Source organism: Streptomyces sp. NPDC005722 (genome assembly GCF_040630935.1).
Lineage (GTDB): Bacteria > Actinomycetota > Actinomycetes > Streptomycetales > Streptomycetaceae > Actinacidiphila.
This window is the reverse complement of sequence record NZ_JBEXYN010000003.1, coordinates 161474-177599: the sequence shown is the minus strand read 5'-3', so window position 1 is coordinate 177599 and position 16126 is coordinate 161474. Positions and strand designations below refer to the sequence as shown.

Sequence of the window (16126 nt, the reverse complement as noted above, 5' to 3'; positions counted from 1 at the left end):
TCACCCGCCGCCACGGCACGGCCGGTCTCACACCGTGGGGTCGGGCGTGCGCAGGGCGAGGAAGGCGACGTCGTCGTCGTTGTCGGTGGGCCGGGCCCGCTCCAGCAGCGCGTCGCTGAAGGGGTCGAGGGGGCGCCGGGCGAGGGAGGCTGCGTGCTTGCGGAGGCGGTCCAGGCCGTCGTCGATGGAGTGCCGGATCGATTCGACCAGACCGTCGGTGTAGAGCACGAGCGTGGACCGCGGGGGCAGGGTGACGACGGCGTCCTCCCGCGGCCGCGTGGTGCCGGTGCCCAGCAGGATTCCGTGCCCGTCGGTGAGGAAGCGGGTCCGTCCGTCGTGGTCCACCAGCAGCGGCGGCGGATGGCCCGCGTTCGTCCACCTCAGTCGCCACAGGCCGTCGTCCCCGCTGGTGAGGCGCGCGAGGAGGACCGTGGCCATCGGCACCTCGGCGATGTGCATCACGGCCTGGTCGAGCTGGGTGACGACGTCGCTCGGCGACTCCGGGTGCGACCAGGCGAAGGCCCGCAGCATGTTGCGGACCTGGGCCATGCCGCCGGCGGCGTCGAGGTCGTGCCCCACGACGTCGCCTATGGCGAGGGCGGTCGCGCCGTCGGCGAGCGGGAAGGCGTCGTACCAGTCGCCGCCGACCTGCGAGGCCTGCGGCGCCGCCACGTACCGGGCCGTCATCTGCAGCCCCGGGATCGTGGGCATCTGGGGCAGCAGGTGGCGCTGCATCGTCTCGGAGACCTTGCGCTGCCGCTGGTACAGGCGGGCGTTGTCGAGCGCGAGGCCGGCCCGGCGGGTCAGGTCCTCCAGCAGCGGCAGGTCGGAGGCGGTGAAGGCGTCCGGGCGTGCGGCTCGGCCCAGCGTGAGCGCTCCGAGCACGTCCCGCAGGCCGCGGATCGGCGCGATGGCCGCTGAGTGCATGCCGGTCTCCTCGAAGAGCCGGTGCTGCTCGACGGCGATGCCGGAGTCCGGCGGGCCGTGGTAGGTGGAGGCGCTCGCGATGGTGGACGCGGCGCCACGCAGCGCGCGGGAGAGCGGCATCGGCGACTCCCGCGGCAGCGGCGGCATCGGCCCCTGCAGGTCGGCGCGCTCGATCAGGACGCCGTCCTTGTCCTGCACGACCAGCGCGCGGCGCACCTCGTCGTTCTCGGTGAGCAGGTCGACGACCGCCCAGTCCGCGAGCAGCGGGACGGTCAGGGCGGCCAGGCGGTGCAGCGCCTCGGTCACGTCCAGGGTCGAGGTGAGCCGGGTGGTGGTCTCCGCGAGCAGGGCGAGGCGGTCGAGCTCCGTCAGGGCCCTGGGGCGCTCATCGCCCTCCGCGTGGTGCTCCGGGGCCTCGCACCGCTGGTAGAGCATGACGAGGGCGCCGCGCCTCCCCGGGCCGAGGACGTAGGGGGTCAGGAACCAGGACAGCCCGAGCAGGGTGCCGTCGGCGCGGGCGAACCACCCCACGTCGCTGTGGCCGGTGCGCTCCGCGAGGAGTGCGTCGCGCATCTCGCAACGGGAGCGCGGCAGGGTGCGGCCGTGGCTGTCCCGGTGCAGGAGGTCATGGGCGTCGTGGCCGAGCAGTTCCGCGGCGGACCGTCCCACGAGGGCTTCGACCGCGCTGTTGACCGCGACGATCAACCCCTCGCCGTCCACGACGTAGGCAGGCGCCGTCACACCCTCCAGCAGCCCGCCGGGCGCGGCTACTGCCACGGCCCGGTGTCCGGCCGGAAAGGGCGGTCCGGTGTCCGGTACGACGGCGTCCATGCTCTCCCGTCCTCAGGTGCGACCCTCGGTCCCTGGGCCTACCCAGGCACCAGGATCCCATGCGGCACGCCGCGACGACCCGTCGTGGCGCCGGGGCCCGCACCGTGGTGTCCGGCGGACGCCGCACGGTCCGGGCGAAGAACGTTAGCCCGCGCATCGCGGGGTAGACGCGCGTTATGTGGCTTTTGTGCCCACCAGGGGTCTACCACCCCCAGGACGACACGCTCCTGCTGGAAGACGCACTGAAGCGTGAGCCCCTCACCTGCGACGCCGACGTCCTCGACCTGGGGACGGGCACCGGCACGCTGGCCCTGACCGCCGCGGAACGCGGCGCCGCACAGGTGACGGCCGTCGACGCCTCCGTCGGCGCGGTGCTCACGGCCTGGCTCAACGCCCGGCTCAACGGCCTGCGCGTCAAGGTGCTGCGCGGCGACCTCACCGCACCCGTGACGGACCGGCGCTTCGACCTGATCATGGCCAATCCGCCGTACGTGCCGTCACCGCGGGCCCGCCCTCCCACCCGGGGCCGCGCCGTGGCGTGGGACGCCGGGACCGACGGCCGTGTGCTGCTGGACCGGATCTGCTCCGACGCCCCGCCCCTGCTCACGCCGGGTGGCGTCCTGCTGCTGGTCCACTCCGGCCTCTGCGGTGCCGACCACACCCTCGGCCGGCTGCGCCGCGCCGGGCTGCGCGCGGTGGTCACCGAGCGGCGTTACATCCCGTTCGGGCCGGTGCTGCGCGACCGGTCGGCATGGCTGGAGGCGCGGGGGCTGATAGCCCCGGGCGAGGAGAAGGAAGAGCTGGTGGTGATCCGTGCCGAACGTGGACGATGAACCGTCGCGGACCCGCGTGACGCTCACCCGGGACGGCCCGATCCTGATCGAGGGCCCCGTCGAGGTCGTCCTCGACGACGGCCGCGTGGTGCGTTCCGACCGCTTCGTCGTGGCCCTGTGCGCCTGCCGCCGCAGCCGGAAGTACCCGTGGTGCGACACCAGTCACCGCCGGCGCGCCCGCCCGTCCGCGGCCCGCGAGGACTGACGGTTCGAAACGCGTGCGAGCCGCTCTCACATCCGGGACCTCAGCACGTCGACCTCACAGCCCGGGGCGAACGGGTCGAAGCCGTGCTCGGCGAGCCAACGGACCCCCAGCAGGCTTCGCAAGGACCACCACGCGCGGATCACCTCGCGGTCGACGTCGGTGCCGTAGCCGGAGAGGACGTCGGCGAGGTGCTCCTCGTGCCCGAGCGTCAGGGTGGCGAGGTCGAACAGGGCGTCACCCCGGCCCGCCTCGGACCAGTCGATGATGCCGGTGACCTCGCCGCCGTCGACGAAGACGTGCTCGATCTGCAGCTCGCCGTGCGTGAACACCGGAGTCCACGGCCGGAGCGCGGCCTCGGCGACCTGGTGGTTGCGGGCGACCAGGTCGGCGGGCAGGACGCCGTTCGTGACCAGCAACCCGCACTCGGCGTCGAGTTCCGCCGCCAACTCCTCGGGACTCCGGCGGCGCCGGCCGGGCCAGGGCGGCAACGGCGCCTCGTGCAGGGTCCGGAGGGCGGCACCCACCGCGGCCCACGCCGACGGGGAAGCGGTCGACGGCTCACCGAGCCGGCCGAGCACCGTCCCCTTGACCGCGGCGATCGCGAGCACGGGCGGCCTGCGCCACAGGACTTCCGGAGTCGGGACGGGCGCCAGGGCCATCGCGCCGACCTCGACGTCGACGCGCTCCTGATCGGCGTCCACCTTCAGGAACACATCGCCGACGCGCAGGGTCGCACGCTCGGAATGGGCGACGACGACTTCGACCTCATCCATGGGCGCCCAGTATCCCGGCGGCGACCGCCGACGTCGCCGGGTTTGCCGCGTGCCGAGCCGTACCGGCTCGGACCCGCCTCGTGCGCCGGGAGGGAACCTGTATGGCGAGCCCGCCGAGTGAACCCGCCCCGCTCCCGCCGACCGGTCATGAGCACGCCTCAGATGCGACGGTCGGCCACCTTCCCGGCGTCCGCGGGTCTCAGCGCGAGCAGCCCGCGGGCGCAGAGTTCCCGGACGACGAGCAGCAACACGTTGCCTCCGTCCAGGTCGTGATCCCCCGGCGGCGGCAGGGGCGGCAGGGCTTCCACGGGGGACACGTCCCGCGGCCGCGGGACACGGGCCGTCTGGTCACGGAGATCCTCAGCGCACTTCCGCGATATCGGCACCGCGGCATCCGTCTTGATGCGGCATCCGGGTGACGCGGCCGGACCGTCCAGTCCTCGGTGGGGCGGAGCCGGGCCCACACGGACAGCACGAACCAGCACAGCAAGCACCAGGCGAGGATCACCGCGAAGTGAAACGTCAAGCGGTCCTGCACCGGGCCGGCCCTGCCCACCGGTTCACCGGCAACTCGCCGAGCCCGGTGAAACCCCGCTCCCGCTCAACCGCAACTCGCTGGGACTCACACCGTACGCCGCCTTGAAAACGCGGCTGAAGTGGGGAGCGCTGGCGAATCCCCACCGGTGGGCGATCGCCTCGATCGTCATCAGTTGGTGCACCGGGGACGTCAGTTCCTTCTTGCACTCTTCGAGACGCAGCGCCCTTATCCACTCGCCCAGGGAGATTCCCGCGCGGGACAGAATCAGGTAGAGCTGGCGCACGGAGATTTCATGCTCGGCGGCGATGCGTGCGGCGCTCAGGTCGGGTTCCGCGAGATGGAGACGGACGTATTCCTGAACACGCTGGAGAAGCGTGCTGTTCAGATACGCTCCGGCCAGGTCGTCGCGACCCAGGACCAAAGTGACCACGGCCCTGATCAGATCGACACCGGGCTCCGCGAACAGGCCGGTCTCGGCCTCACTGAGAGGGGTCCGGTCATGGACGAGCCGGGTGAAGAACGCCGCTGTGGCACCCAGGGCCGTGGGCTCCGAACTCAGCCGCACGGCCGTGACCTGGTCGAGCAGGGAGGGTCGCAGCCCCAGGACATGCGTGGGGACGCGCACGAGGACCGTGCGCACCGCGCCGTGGAAGACGACCTCGTAGGGTTTCGCGTTCTGCAGCAGCACGAGATCCCCCGCCCGTATCACGCCTTGCCTGCCCCCCTGGCGGTACCGGGCGACCCCCGCCTCCTGGAGATGGACGTGAAAGTGCGGCACCAAGTCCTCGTCGACCGGGGCGGCGAGACGGCGGAGGCGGGCCACGTTCCAACCGATTTCCGTGATCTTCACAGGCCCCATCGCGTTGCTGCTCACACTGGCCCTCAGGTCGTTCACGTCCGGTGGAAGGTCCACTTCTATCCGGCCGTTGATGGACCGCGAGAATTCGCGGATCGCCTCCGCGCGGTCTCCGGGGGCGAGCGACGCCACGTCGAGTCGGTCAGCCATGCGAGGCCTCCTGAACCGGTCGCGGGACGGCGTTCCGGGGAGAGATTTTCACCGTACTGCGGCAAATGCTCTCGTTTCGGAAGTTTTAGCGAGTTTTTGAGCCCACGTTCCGGAGGCTTTTCGATGCGCCCGCGAAAATCGCAGGTGCCGTCGGAGCCCGACCCGGGCCGAAGGCGTGCCGCGGGGGGGTGCGTGGTGGGTGAGTTCGGATTCGTGTGTCTGATCCTCCTCAGCTGGACGGCGGCTGGGGTCTCGGCCCGCACGGCATGGCTGGTGTGGCACGAGCGCCCGGCCTCGGCAGCCGTGCCGGCGGGCCGCTTCCACGCCTACGACCCGGCGGACGCACGTGGCCGCCGCCGGGGACTGGTACCCCGGGCAGGTGGTCACCTGGGACTGGCGTGCTGCCTCACCGGGGCGTTCCTGGCCACCCGCTTCGGCGTCGCGGTGGCGGTGCCGGCTCTCGTCCTCCTGGCCCTGGGAGGACCGGTCCTCGTGCTGGGTGCCGCTTCGCACGCGACCGTCCGTTGGTTCAACCCGCCACGCTTCCTCGTGCCACCGCGCCTGCGGGACGAGGTGGGGACCGTGATCGAGTCACGTCGCCACCGCGAGGAATTGCGCGCGGCGCTCAGGGAAGCACGAGAACGGGACCTGTAGCCGTACCCCAGCCCTCCACACGCTCCCGAACCGACGGCCTCGCACAGCAGTACCACCAGTCCACAGGACGGCGCCCGGGTGAGCGCGGGCGTCACGGGACCATGAGCACCTTGATGGCGCCGTCCACCTTCTTCTGGAACATCTCGTAGGCCTGCGGCGCCTCCTCCAGGGGGACGTGGTGGGTGGCGAACCCGTCCACGCCGAGGGGGTCCTCGTCGGTCAGGAGCGGGAGGATCTCATCGCTCCAGGTGCGGACGTTGGCCTGGCCCATGCGCAGCTGGATCTGCTTGTCGAAGAGCCTGAGCATCGGCATCGGGTCGGTCATGCCGCCGTACACGCCGGTGACCGAGATCGTGCCGCCGCGCCGGACCATCTCGATCGCCAGGTGCAGGGCTCCGAGGCGGTCGACGCCGGCGGTCTGCATCAGTTTGGCCGCCCAGGCCCGTGGCAGCAGGCCGGCGGTCTGCTGGACCAGCTTGCCGAGCGTGCTGCCGTGCGTCTCGGTGCCCACGGCGTCGATGACGGCGTCGGGGCCGCGGCCGTCGGTGGCGTCCCGGACGGCCTGCACGAGTTCGTCCTGGTCCTCGTACTCGTCGAGGCTGAGGACCTGGGCGCCGTCGTGACGGGCGCGGGTCAGCCGCTCCGGCACGTGGTCGATGCCGATGACCTTGCCCGCGCCCAGGTGCCGGGCGACCCGGCAGCACATGTCGCCGATCGGCCCCAGGCCCAGGACGGCCACGCTGCCGCCCCGGGGGACGTCGGCGTACTGCACCGCCTGCCAGGCCGTGGGCAGGACATCGGAGAGGTAGACGAACCGGTCGTCGGGCGGGCCGTCCGGGACCTTGATCGGCCCGAACTGGGCCTGCGGCACGCGCAGGTACTCGGCCTGGGCGCCGGGGACGCGTCCGTACAGCTTGGTGTAGCCGAAGAGCTCCGCCCCGCTGCCGTACTCGGTGACCTGGGTCGTCTCGCACTGCGTCGGCAGCCCCTCGCGGCACATGTAACAGGTGCCGCAGGCGATCTGGAACGGCACCACGACGCGGTCTCCCGGTGCGAGGCCGCCGGCCTCCGGGCCGACTTCCTCGACGATGCCCATGGGTTCGTGCCCGAGGATGTCGCCGGGCGTCATGAACGGGGCGAGGACCTCGTACAAGTGCAGGTCGGAGCCGCACAGGCCGGTGGAGGTCATGCGCACCAGCGCGTCGGTGGGCTCCTCGATCCGGGGGTCGGACACGGTGTCGACCCTGACGTCGTGCTTGCCGTGCCACACGGTGGCCCGCATGACCGATCACTTCCTCGCGGTTGTCTTTTCACGGCAGGACCATCGGGTACCCGAGGGGCAGGGGGTGAACCGCGCGCCGGTGATCCCGCCGATCCGCGCCGCCGGAGGCGTTAGGGACGGGACGGTCCGGGCACGCGTGGGTGGGGCGCCGAAGCGGTCCACCGACGAGCGAAGGGCGGACGACGCACATGGCTCGCGACGCGGACATCCCCGAGGCCCGGGCCACCGGGCCGGACGGGGCGGCAGACCTGCACACGGCCGACCCGCTGGACGGACGGTCGTTCGCCGCAGCGTGCGCCCTCCCGTCCGCCGCCGGATCGCAGCCGGTGGCCGCCGCCGTACTGCGCCGTCACCGACGACAACACCGTTGAAGCCGAACCAAGCCGAACAAGGAAGGTGAGTCCCCCGTGTCCCTCAAGGTCTCCGACTACGTCCTGCAGCGACTGCGGGAATGGGACGTCGACCACGTCTTCGCCTATCCGGGTGACGGCATCAACGGACTGCTCGCCGCCTGGGGGCGGGCGGATGACAAGCCACGCTTCGTGCAGGCACGTCACGAGGAGATGGCCGCCTTCGAGGCGGTGGGCTACGCCAAGTTCTCCGGCAGCGTCGGCGTCTGCGCGGCCACCTCCGGCCCCGGCGCCATCCACCTGCTCAACGGCCTGTACGACGCGAAGCTCGACCACGTGCCGGTGGTGGCGATCGTCGGGCAGACCAACCGCAGTGCCATGGGCGGCTCTTACCAGCAGGAAGTGGATCTGCTGAGCCTGTTCAAGGACGTCGCCTCGGAGTACGTCGAGATGGTGACCGTTCCCGAGCAGCTGCCCAACGTCATCGACCGCGCCATGCGGGTGGCGGCCGCGAAGCGCACCGTCACCGCCGTGATCATCCCCGCCGACGTCCAGGAACTCGACTACTCGCCGCCCGAGCACGCGTTCAAGATGGTGCCGTCCAGCCTGGGCATGCCGTCCTTCGCCCCCGTCCCCGGCGACGCCGACCTGGACCGGGCGGCCGAGGTGCTCAACGCGGGCGAGAAGGTGGCGATGCTGATCGGCCAGGGCGCGCGCGGCGCGCGGCCGGAGGTGGAGCAGCTGGCCGACACCCTGGGCGCCGGTGTGGCGAAGGCACTCCTCGGCAAGGACGCGCTCTCCGACGAACTTCCCTACGTCACCGGGGCGATCGGCCTCCTGGGCACGCGGCCCAGCTACGAGCTGATGCGGGACTGCGACACCCTGCTGGTCATCGGCTCCAGCTTCCCCTACACGCAGTTCCTGCCGGAGTTCGGCAAGGCGCGCGCCGTGCAGATCGACATCGACCCGTTCATGGTGGGCCTGCGCTACCCGTTCGAGGTGAACCTGGTCGGCGACGCCAAGTCGACCCTGACGCGGCTGCTGCCGCGGCTGGAGCGCAAGAAGCACGGCAGTTGGCGGAAGAAGATCGAGAAGGACACGGCCCGCTGGTGGGAGGTCATGGAACGCCGCGCCGGGGTCGCGGCGGACCCGATCAACCCCGAGTTCGTGGTGCACGCCCTCGACGCGCTGCTGCCCGAGGACGTCGTCCTGGCCGCCGACTCCGGTTCCGCGGCCAACTGGTACGCCCGGCACCTGCGGATGCGCGGCGGCATGCGCGGTTCCCTGTCCGGCACGCTCGCCACGATGGGGCCTGGTGTGCCGTACGTGATCGGCGCGAAGTTCGCCCACCCGGACCGGCCGGCGATCGCGCTCGTCGGCGACGGGGCGATGCAGATGAACGGGATGGCCGAACTCATCACCGCCGCCAAGTACTTCCGCGACTGGTCCGATACCCGCATGGTCGTCGCCGTCCTCAACAACGGCGACCTCAACCAGGTGACCTGGGAGATGCGCGCCATGTCCGGCGCCCCGCAGTTCCTGCCCTCGCAGGACCTGCCGGACGTCCCCTACGCGGACTTCGCGCGCTCCGTCGGACTGGACGGCATGCGCGTGGAGAAGCCGGACGAGGTCGAGGACGCCTGGAAGCGGGCGCTGGCCGCGGACCGGCCCTTCGTCCTGGACTTCCGCACCGACCCGGCCGTCCCGCCGATCCCGCCGCACGCCACGCTCGACCAGATCGAGGCGGCGGCCGCTTCCGTCCTCAAGGGCGACTCCGACCGGGCCGCGATGGTCCGGCAGGGCTTCAAGGCGAAGGTCCAGGAGATGCTGCCCGGCCGGGGACGCCACGGACACGGCGAACAGTGAGCCCGGCGGCCGCCCCGGACGTGCCCGCGATCTCCGCGGGCACGGCGAGGTCGACCATGATGCGTCCCCGCCGGACGGCCGGCCCGCTCAGAGCCCCGGCGGACGGTCGCCGACGACGGGGAGGAGTCGCAGCTTCTCGTGGCTCTCCGAGCCCGGGGTGGCGGTGTAGACGAGCAGGGACTGGGCCTGGTCGGCGTCGTACAGCACCTCGCACTGCAGCTCCAGCAGGCCCAGTTCGGGGTGGACGATCCGCTTGACCTCGCCGCAGCGCACACCGATCTCGTGCGCCTGCCACAGCTCGCGGAACTCCGGGCTCCGCGCGAGCAGGTCCTCGACGAGGGCGCCGGCCCGGGAGTCCGCCCCGAGCCGGGAGTAGACGGCACGCAGGTCGGCGACGAACCGGCGGGCCAGCCCCGGGCGGTCGTCCTCGTGGTAGGCCACCCGGGCGGCCGGGTCGGTGAACCAGCGGTAGACCATGCTGCGGGCCGGTCCGGTGAAGCGCGTCTCGTCGCCGATCAGCGCGACGGACAGCCGTGTCTGCAGCAGGGTCTCGCCCAGCGCGGTGGTCACCTGGGCCGGGGTGTCGGCCAGCCGGTCCAGGATGCGCAGCATGCCCGGGCTCACGTGGTCGGCGCCCGGGACCCGGCTGGGGGTGTTGTGCCCGGCCAGCCGGAACAGGTGGTCGCGTTCGTCCAGGGACAGCCGCAGCCCGCGGGCGATGGCCGCGAGCATCGGCTCGGACGGCTGCGGGCCGCGCCGCTGCTCCAGCCGGGCGTAGTAGTCCGTGGACATGCCGCACAACGCGGCGGCCTCCTCCCGGCGCAGGCCGCGGGTGCGCCGGCGGGGGCCGCGCGGCAGGCCCACGTCCTCCGGCTGGAGCGCCTCCCGCCGGGTGTGCAGGAAGTCCGCCAGTTGTGCTCGGTCCATGGGGGATCTGTCCTCGTCGCGGTGGAGCGGCCGGGGGCGCCCGGCCGCTCGGTCCGAAGGGTACGCCCGGCCGGAGGCGGGCGGCGGGGGCCCGGGCCCGGTGGGCTTCCGGCGGGGACGGCCGGAAACGGGACGGCCGGCCAGGGCCCCGCGGGGGTCAGAGCAGCGTGCCGCCGGAGGCCTCGACGCGCTGGCCGGTGATCCAGCCGGTGCCCGGTGCCAGCAGCGCGGCGACCACCGGCCCGATGTCCTCCGGCTCCGCCACGCGGCCGAGCGCCGCCCGGGAGGCCATCACGGCGCGCAGTTCCTCGTCGTCACGGATCGCCCCGCCCGCGAAGTCGGTCGCGACCGGTCCCGGTGCGACCGCGTTGACGCTGATGCGCCGCGGGCCCAGCTCCTTGGCCAGGTAGCGCGTGTACGTCTCGACGGCCGACTTGACCGCCGCGTACACCGACCAGCCCTCTCCCACGAAGCGGGTCAGCGCGGTCGAGGTGTTCACGATCCGGCCGCCGTCCGCGAGCAGCGGGAGCAGTTCCTGGGTGAGGAAGAACACCCCCTTGAAGTGCACGTCGACCATCACGTCGAAGGCGTCCGCCCCGGTGGCGCCCAGCGGGGAGAACGCCGAGGAGCCCGCGTTGTTGACGAGGAAGTCGAAGGTCTCGCGTCCCCAGGTGGCGCGCAGGGTCCCGGCCAGGGTCCGGGCGAAGGCGGGAAGGTCCTCGAAGGCGGTGGTGTCCAGCCGCAGCGCCGCCGCCCTGCGGCCCATCGCGGTCAGTTCCTCCACCACCTCCGCGGCCTCCTTCTCGTTGCCGCGGTAGGTGAGGACGACGTCCGTCCCCGCGGCGCCCAGCGCGAGGGCGGTGGCCCGGCCCAGCCCCCGGTTGCCGCCGGTGATCACCGCGATCGTGTTCACGCTCATGTCCAGCTCTCCTGATTCCTCGGTCCGCGGCCGGGGCCCGGTCGGGCCCCGAACCGCTCACCACCAGGTTCGGCGTGGGCGCGGCGCCGATGAAGGCATCACCGATCCAGGGAGCGCCGGTCCCTCCTTGGGCGCGCGGGCCTTCGGAGGGGCCGCCCCGGACCGGATCCCGGATGGTCAGGCGGGGTTGCGCCGGGTCCACCACACGGCGACCGCGACGAGGACGGCACCCAGCGCCAGGCACAGGCCCGTCGCCGTCCACTGCAGCGGCCAGAGGTCGGAGGCGGGGTGGTACTCCGCCCAGTGGCCGGTGATGCCGTGCGAGGCGAGGCACCGCTTGGTGTCCGTGCCGGCGACGTAGCAGTCCAGGGCGTCGGGGACGCGGTGCCCGTCCGTGGACAGCGGGCCGTCCGCCAGTTGCCAGGCGTCGCCGGGGACCGGTGCGTCCGCGGCGTGCCGGGCGTACACCGTGCGGACGGGCCACAGGTGCGGCCGTACGGCATCGAGCAGGGCGAACAGACCGGCGCCGACGGCGAGCGTGGCGGCCATGGCCAGGACGGTACGGCGCAGGACGAGCCCCAGGGTCGCCCCCAGCAGGTAGAGCAGGACGCTCATGCCGACCACGACGGGCCCCACCCCGTAGAACGGGTACCACAGGTGCCAGGGGAACATCGGCCCCATCGCCTGGGCGACGGGGTGCCACCACCACGTCATCGCGGCGGCGATGACACCGCTGACGACGACGGTCATGGCGAGCGGCACGCCCAGCTTCGCCGCGAACCAGCGCGTCCGGGTCACCGACTGGGTGGCCACCGTGCGGTACGTCCCCGACTCCAGCTCCTGCGCGAGCTGCGGCCCGCCGAGGAAGAGGCCGAAGAGGAACGGCAGCAGCAGCATGGCCTGGAGCGGCCGCCGCATCGGGAACTGGTACTGCTGGCCGAAGGTGTTGATCCTGCCGAGGCAGGGGGTCGTGAACTCTTGGCCGTGGCAGGTCTCGAGGTGCTGCGCGGTGACGGCCGCGGCGGCGTGCTGGTGCTGTACGGCCGCGTAGACGGCGACGGCCGCCGCGACCGCCAGTCCGGTCCAGAAGGCGGTGCGGTTCTGCCGCCAGATCAGCCAGGTCAGTCCGCGCAGCCGCGGTCCGCGGCGAACAGCGGTGCGGGGGCGGGTGGTTGCGGTGCTCATGCGGCCACCTCGATGCCGTCGGCGACCTGCGCGCTGGGGGTGAGGAGGGCGGGCGCGTCGGGCGTCCGGAGGTAACCGAGCACCAGTTCCTCGAGGGTGGGGGTGCGCAGGCCGGCGTCGGCCGCCGGCGCGTGGGTCGTCCGGACGAGCGTGCTGCCGCCGTCCCCGCCGTCCTGGCCGCCGGAGGTGGCGATGACCTGGTGGGCGTCCGGGTCCAGTTCCTGCCGCCGGCGCTCGGTGAGCTGCCGGTGCCCGGCGAGGAGGAGGTCCACTTCGCCCGCCAGCCGGACGGTGCCGTTGTTGACGAGCACGAGGTAGTCGCAGGCGCTCTCCAGCTCGGAGACCAGGTGCGAGGACATCACGACCGTCGAACCGTGCCGCCGGGCCTCGGCCCGCAGGATGTCGGTCATCTGGTGGCGCACCAGGGGGTCCAGGTCGGCCATCGGCTCGTCCAGGAGCATCAGCCGGGGACGCTTGCCCAGGGCGAGGGCGAAGGCGACGCGGGTGGCCTGGCCGCCGGAGAGGGTGCCGATCCTGGCGTCCAGGGGGACCCCGCCGGCGTCGATGACGGACTCGGCGGTCTCCTGGTGCCAGGTGGGGTTGAGCTCCCGGCCCATGCGCAGGATCTCGCCGACGCGGAACCGCGGGTAGAGGGCCTTCTGCTGGCTCAGGAACGCGGTGCTCCGGCGGGCCTCGACGCTGCCGGGACGGTGCCCGGACAGCGTGATGGTGCCGGTGGTCGGTGCGATCAGGTCGGCGGCCAAGGACAGCAGGGTGGTCTTGCCCGCGCCGTTGGGGCCGACGAGCGCGCAGACGCGGCCGGCGGGCAGGCGGAACGAGGTGTCGCGCAGCGCCCACCCGCGGCGGTAGCGCCGGCCCAGCCCGACGGTCTCGATGGCGGGGAGGTCGGGGGAATCGGTCATGACGTGGTGGCCCGTGTGGTCTTCCTGTCCTGGTCCGTCGGTCAGTGGTCGTGGGCGGCCGGGGCCGCGCGGTGACGGAGGCGCCAGAGCACGGTGAGCAGCGCGCCGCCCACGGCGAGGAGGACCAGGTGGGGCAGTCCGGGGACGGGCAGGGCGGCGCCCCACAGCGTCAGGTGGGCCAGGAGGCGTCCGGTGAGGGGCACGGCGCCCAGCAGCAGGAGCGCGAGGCCGGCGAGACCGGCGAGCAGTTGTGCGGGGCGCTGGCTGACGGGGGCGGTGTGCGGGTGCGGGGTTCGGTTCATGTCCCCGAAGCTATGGCGCGGGGCGGGGGCCGGGCTTCGGCAGAAAGTCTGCGTTCCGCGGGCGACGGAAGTCGCGGAGGCGCTGGGCACCTATACCTTCGGCTATCCCCCCGTCCGCCCGCCCTTGCCCGCCCGGCGTGTGCCGGACGCGCCGCGGGCGCACCCTGGAAGTGCGGCCCCGCTCCGGCTTGCCGAATCCGCCCTCGGAGCGGGGCCGCGCCGCGGGGTCAGGCCTGGGCGCCGCGCAGGGTCCGGAGGTCGTCCGCCGCCTGCGCGCGCATGGCGGGCAGCAGCGGCCGCACCGGCTCCGGCAGGGCCGCGAGCATCAGCCCGACCTCCTCGGGGGTGCCCACCTCGTCGAGGAGGCCGATCATGAGGTGGCCGGCCACGGGCGGCGTCGTGGCGATCACCCGCTGCGAGAAGTCGGCCCAGTACTCGGGCGTGACGTGCTGGCGCAGGGCGGGGAAGAGGACGGGCTCCTCGTGGGCCAGGTGCGCGTGCACGGTGTCGCGTACGGCGACCGCCGCCTCGTGCAGCGCGGTGCGGGCCCCGTCCGCGTCGTCGCCGAGCGCGACGGCCGCGAGCCGGTCGAGGGCCTCGTCGAGCTGGTCGTGTTCCGCGCTGAGTTCCTTCAGCGCGACCGCGGTGGCCGGCGCCGTCGCGACGATCCGCGGCCACAGGTCCTCGTCCTCGGTCTCGTGGTGGTGGCGCAGGTTCACCACGAGGAAGTCCCTCAGCTGGGCCAGGTCGCCCAGGGGTGCGGAGGGGCGGAGGGCCGCCTCCGCCAGCAGCGCGGTGCCCACGCGGTGGACCTCGTGGGCGAGCCGGGTCTCGATGACGGCCATGGGCTCGTGCGGGGAGTGGTTCATGGAGCGGAACATATTCATTAGAGGGAATTATTGTCAATATAATCACTTACGGTGGAGGGGTATGCTGCGCCGGTGACGAGCCGGAAGTACCACTCCCCCCTCCGCGCCCACTCGGCGGCCGCCACGCGCGAAGCGATCCTGGGCGGCGCGCAGGCGCTGTTCCTGGCGCGGGGCTACGCCGGGGTGACCATCGGGGAGATCGCGGAGGCGGCGAGGGTCGCCGTGCCCACGGTGTACAGCAGCGTGGGCAACAAGCCGAAGATCCTCACCGCCCTGCTGGAACCGGCCCTCACCGACCCCGCCATCGCGGACTCCCTCACCGCCGTCGACGCCAGCGACGACCCGCGCGCCGTGGTCGAGCTGACCGCCGAGGGCACCCGGCTCACGCACGAACGCCACTGGGAGCTGGTGTACGGGCTCTTCTACCGGAACCCGCCGGGGGAACCGGCCGTCAAGGCGGTGCTCGACAAGGGGGCGGACGACTACGTCCAGGCCCTGACCCGGGTCGCGAACCGCCTCGCGGCGCTCGACGCGCTCCGTACGGAGTTGAGCCGCGCCGAGGCCGCCGACCTGCTCTGGTTCCACCTCGGCCCGCACGCGTGGATCACCCTCGTCGGCGAACGCGGCTGGACCTTCGACCGCGCCCAGGACTGGACGGCGCGCGCCGCGCGCCGGGAACTGCTCCGGCGGCCCTGAGGCGGCCGCTCCAGCCCCTCAGTCCGCGGGCGTCGCGGAGAGCGCCCGGTCGGCGGCCCACGAGGCGAGGATGCGCAGCCCGTCGTGGGTGGGCGAGCCGACCTCGGCGGTCCAGATCACGAGCTTCTGGTCGGGGTCGGTGGTGGCGGTCAGCGTGTCCCAGTCCAGGGACAGCTCGCCGGCCACCGGGTGGTCGAGCACCTTGGTCCCGACGGTGAGCGTGGCCACGTTGTGGGCGGCCCACCACGTACGGAAGTCCACGTCCCGCGCGGACAGTTCCCCGACGAGCGCGGTCAGCCCGGGATCGCCCGGATACCGGGCCGCCTCCATGCGCAACTGGGCCACGCAGGAGCGGGCGATGGTCCTCCAGTCGGTGTACAGCGTCCGCATGGCGGGGTCCGTGAACAGGATCCGGGGATAGTTCCGCCGTGCCTCCGGCAGCTTCCCGAAGTCGGTGATGAGCGCCGCCGCGAGGGTGTTCCAGCCGATGACGTCCATGCACCGACCGAGCACCATCGCCGGAACGGCGGTGAGGTCGTCCAGGAGCCGCCGCAACTGCGGCTGGACCTTCTGGCGCGCGTGGGGCCGGGGGCGCGCGGTCTCCTTGCCGGCGAGGCCGAAGAGGTAGTCGCGCTGGTCCTCGTCGAGGTGGAGGGCCTCGGACAGGGCGACCAGGACCGGGGCGGAGGCCTGCATCCGGCCCTGTTCAAGGCGCGTGTAGTAGTCGGTGGAGATCGCCGCGAGCCGGGCGACCTCCTCCCGCCGCAGCCCGCTCACCCGGCGGTTCCCCTCGCCGTCGGGCAGGCCCACCGTCCGGGGGCTGAGCTCGGCCCGGCGTGCCTTGAGGAACTCGCCCAACTCGTTGAGCCGTGCGTCCGGGGCCATGGATCCAGTGTGGCACCGGCGCGGGCACGACCCGGCGGGAACGTTCCCTCCCGGGACGGTCACGCCGGGGGCGCCACCCTGGACGGCATGGAATCCGTGACGCCCCGGCCGACCGCCAAGGGCCCGGCCGACCGGTCCACCGGGGACGTGTGGTT

18 protein-coding genes are annotated in these 16126 nt (G+C 72.9%); 6 read left to right on the top strand and 12 right to left on the bottom strand.

Annotation, left to right across the window (positions count from 1 at the left end; translation table 11 throughout):
- Positions 1-27: 27 nt before the first annotated feature.
- Positions 28-1758, bottom strand: coding sequence for a PP2C family protein-serine/threonine phosphatase (locus tag ABZ479_RS04855; protein ID WP_500459923.1), 1731 nt, complete (start codon positions 1756-1758; stop codon positions 28-30).
- Positions 1759-1934: 176 nt separating this feature from the next.
- Here ABZ479_RS04855 and ABZ479_RS04850 point away from each other — a divergent pair, with 176 nt between their 5' ends.
- Both ABZ479_RS04850 and ABZ479_RS04845 read left to right on the top strand, forming a co-directional pair.
- A complete protein-coding gene (locus ABZ479_RS04850; RefSeq protein WP_500459922.1) occupies positions 1935-2591 on the top strand; it encodes a HemK2/MTQ2 family protein methyltransferase in 657 nt (218 codons plus the stop codon).
- A complete protein-coding gene (locus ABZ479_RS04845) occupies positions 2572-2796 on the top strand; it encodes a CDGSH iron-sulfur domain-containing protein (protein ID WP_500459920.1) in 225 nt (74 codons plus the stop codon). The genes ABZ479_RS04850 and ABZ479_RS04845 overlap by 20 nt, the downstream gene beginning before the upstream one ends.
- 26 nt (positions 2797-2822) lie before the next feature.
- Here the strand turns inward: ABZ479_RS04845 and ABZ479_RS04840 are convergent, their stop codons facing one another.
- The 3 genes from ABZ479_RS04840 to ABZ479_RS04830 form a co-directional block, all read right to left on the bottom strand.
- Complete coding sequence (locus ABZ479_RS04840; RefSeq protein ID WP_500459918.1) at positions 2823-3569, bottom strand: phosphotransferase family protein; 747 nt, start codon at positions 3567-3569, stop codon at positions 2823-2825.
- A gap of 158 nt (positions 3570-3727) precedes the next feature.
- On the bottom strand, positions 3728-3877 hold the full coding sequence (locus tag ABZ479_RS04835) for a hypothetical protein (protein WP_500459917.1): 150 nt from the start codon (positions 3875-3877) through the stop codon (positions 3728-3730).
- Between the two features lie 252 nt (positions 3878-4129).
- A complete protein-coding gene (locus ABZ479_RS04830) occupies positions 4130-5113 on the bottom strand; it encodes a helix-turn-helix domain-containing protein (RefSeq protein WP_500459916.1) in 984 nt (327 codons plus the stop codon).
- 195 nt (positions 5114-5308) lie between these two features.
- Here ABZ479_RS04830 and ABZ479_RS04825 point away from each other — a divergent pair, with 195 nt between their 5' ends.
- Positions 5309-5767, top strand: coding sequence for a hypothetical protein (locus ABZ479_RS04825; protein ID WP_500459915.1), 459 nt, complete (start codon positions 5309-5311; stop codon positions 5765-5767).
- Positions 5768-5858: 91 nt separating this feature from the next.
- On the opposite strand, the gene ABZ479_RS04820 is transcribed toward ABZ479_RS04825, so the two are convergent.
- The gene (locus ABZ479_RS04820; protein ID WP_500459914.1) at positions 5859-7049 is read right to left on the bottom strand and encodes a zinc-dependent alcohol dehydrogenase; all 1191 of its coding nucleotides are present in this window, start codon (positions 7047-7049) and stop codon (positions 5859-5861) included.
- A 188-nt stretch (positions 7050-7237) separates the two neighbouring features.
- On the opposite strand from ABZ479_RS04820, the gene ABZ479_RS04815 reads away from it, so the two are divergent.
- Together ABZ479_RS04815 and ABZ479_RS04810 are read left to right on the top strand one after the other, a co-directional pair.
- Entirely contained in the window at positions 7238-7420 is a 183-nt protein-coding gene (locus tag ABZ479_RS04815; protein WP_500459913.1) for a hypothetical protein, read from the top strand.
- Between the two features lie 36 nt (positions 7421-7456).
- Complete coding sequence (locus tag ABZ479_RS04810; protein ID WP_500459911.1) at positions 7457-9265, top strand: thiamine pyrophosphate-requiring protein; 1809 nt, start codon at positions 7457-7459, stop codon at positions 9263-9265.
- A gap of 87 nt (positions 9266-9352) precedes the next feature.
- Here ABZ479_RS04810 and ABZ479_RS04805 read toward each other — a convergent pair whose 3' ends face one another.
- The 6 genes from ABZ479_RS04805 to ABZ479_RS04780 form a co-directional block, all read right to left on the bottom strand.
- Positions 9353-10192 (bottom strand): helix-turn-helix transcriptional regulator, encoded by an 840-nt coding sequence (locus ABZ479_RS04805; protein ID WP_500459909.1) that lies wholly within the window; start codon positions 10190-10192, stop codon positions 9353-9355.
- 157 nt (positions 10193-10349) lie between these two features.
- Positions 10350-11105 (bottom strand): SDR family NAD(P)-dependent oxidoreductase, encoded by a 756-nt coding sequence (locus ABZ479_RS04800; protein WP_500460211.1) that lies wholly within the window; start codon positions 11103-11105, stop codon positions 10350-10352.
- A gap of 183 nt (positions 11106-11288) precedes the next feature.
- Positions 11289-12296, bottom strand: a complete 1008-nt coding sequence (locus ABZ479_RS04795; protein ID WP_500459908.1) for an ABC-2 membrane transporter-related protein — start codon at positions 12294-12296, stop codon at positions 11289-11291.
- A complete protein-coding gene (locus ABZ479_RS04790; protein ID WP_500459907.1) occupies positions 12293-13219 on the bottom strand; it encodes an ABC transporter ATP-binding protein in 927 nt (308 codons plus the stop codon). Before ABZ479_RS04790 ends, ABZ479_RS04795 begins: the two co-directional genes overlap by 4 nt.
- 41 nt (positions 13220-13260) lie before the next feature.
- The gene (locus tag ABZ479_RS04785; RefSeq protein ID WP_500459906.1) at positions 13261-13521 is read right to left on the bottom strand and encodes a hypothetical protein; all 261 of its coding nucleotides are present in this window, start codon (positions 13519-13521) and stop codon (positions 13261-13263) included.
- Positions 13522-13748: 227 nt separating this feature from the next.
- Positions 13749-14390: a hemerythrin domain-containing protein gene (locus tag ABZ479_RS04780; protein ID WP_500459905.1), complete on the bottom strand. Its 642-nt coding sequence runs from the start codon at positions 14388-14390 to the stop codon at positions 13749-13751.
- Between the two features lie 72 nt (positions 14391-14462).
- Here ABZ479_RS04780 and ABZ479_RS04775 point away from each other — a divergent pair, with 72 nt between their 5' ends.
- Positions 14463-15086, top strand: coding sequence for a TetR/AcrR family transcriptional regulator (locus tag ABZ479_RS04775; RefSeq protein WP_500459904.1), 624 nt, complete (start codon positions 14463-14465; stop codon positions 15084-15086).
- Between the two features lie 18 nt (positions 15087-15104).
- Here ABZ479_RS04775 and ABZ479_RS04770 read toward each other — a convergent pair whose 3' ends face one another.
- A complete protein-coding gene (locus tag ABZ479_RS04770; protein ID WP_500459903.1) occupies positions 15105-15971 on the bottom strand; it encodes a helix-turn-helix domain-containing protein in 867 nt (288 codons plus the stop codon).
- Between the last annotated feature and the right edge of the window lie 155 nt (positions 15972-16126).

Excerpts from the sequence above, each read along its gene's own strand:
- ABZ479_RS04855 (WP_500459923.1), bottom strand. The coding sequence starts at position 1,758 with ATGGACGCCGTCGTACCGGACACCGGACCGCCCTTTCCGGCCGGACAC.
- ABZ479_RS04850 (WP_500459922.1), top strand. The coding sequence starts at position 1,935 with ATGTGGCTTTTGTGCCCACCAGGGGTCTACCACCCCCAGGACGACACG.
- ABZ479_RS04840 (WP_500459918.1), bottom strand. The coding sequence starts at position 3,569 with ATGGATGAGGTCGAAGTCGTCGTCGCCCATTCCGAGCGTGCGACCCTG.
- ABZ479_RS04830 (WP_500459916.1), bottom strand. The coding sequence starts at position 5,113 with ATGGCTGACCGACTCGACGTGGCGTCGCTCGCCCCCGGAGACCGCGCG.
- ABZ479_RS04820 (WP_500459914.1), bottom strand. The coding sequence starts at position 7,049 with ATGCGGGCCACCGTGTGGCACGGCAAGCACGACGTCAGGGTCGACACC.
- ABZ479_RS04815 (WP_500459913.1), top strand. The coding sequence starts at position 7,238 with ATGGCTCGCGACGCGGACATCCCCGAGGCCCGGGCCACCGGGCCGGAC.
- ABZ479_RS04805 (WP_500459909.1), bottom strand. The coding sequence starts at position 10,192 with ATGGACCGAGCACAACTGGCGGACTTCCTGCACACCCGGCGGGAGGCG.
- ABZ479_RS04795 (WP_500459908.1), bottom strand. The coding sequence starts at position 12,296 with ATGAGCACCGCAACCACCCGCCCCCGCACCGCTGTTCGCCGCGGACCG.
- ABZ479_RS04790 (WP_500459907.1), bottom strand. The coding sequence starts at position 13,219 with ATGACCGATTCCCCCGACCTCCCCGCCATCGAGACCGTCGGGCTGGGC.
- ABZ479_RS04785 (WP_500459906.1), bottom strand. The coding sequence starts at position 13,521 with ATGAACCGAACCCCGCACCCGCACACCGCCCCCGTCAGCCAGCGCCCC.
- ABZ479_RS04780 (WP_500459905.1), bottom strand. The coding sequence starts at position 14,390 with ATGAACCACTCCCCGCACGAGCCCATGGCCGTCATCGAGACCCGGCTC.
- ABZ479_RS04770 (WP_500459903.1), bottom strand. The coding sequence starts at position 15,971 with ATGGCCCCGGACGCACGGCTCAACGAGTTGGGCGAGTTCCTCAAGGCA.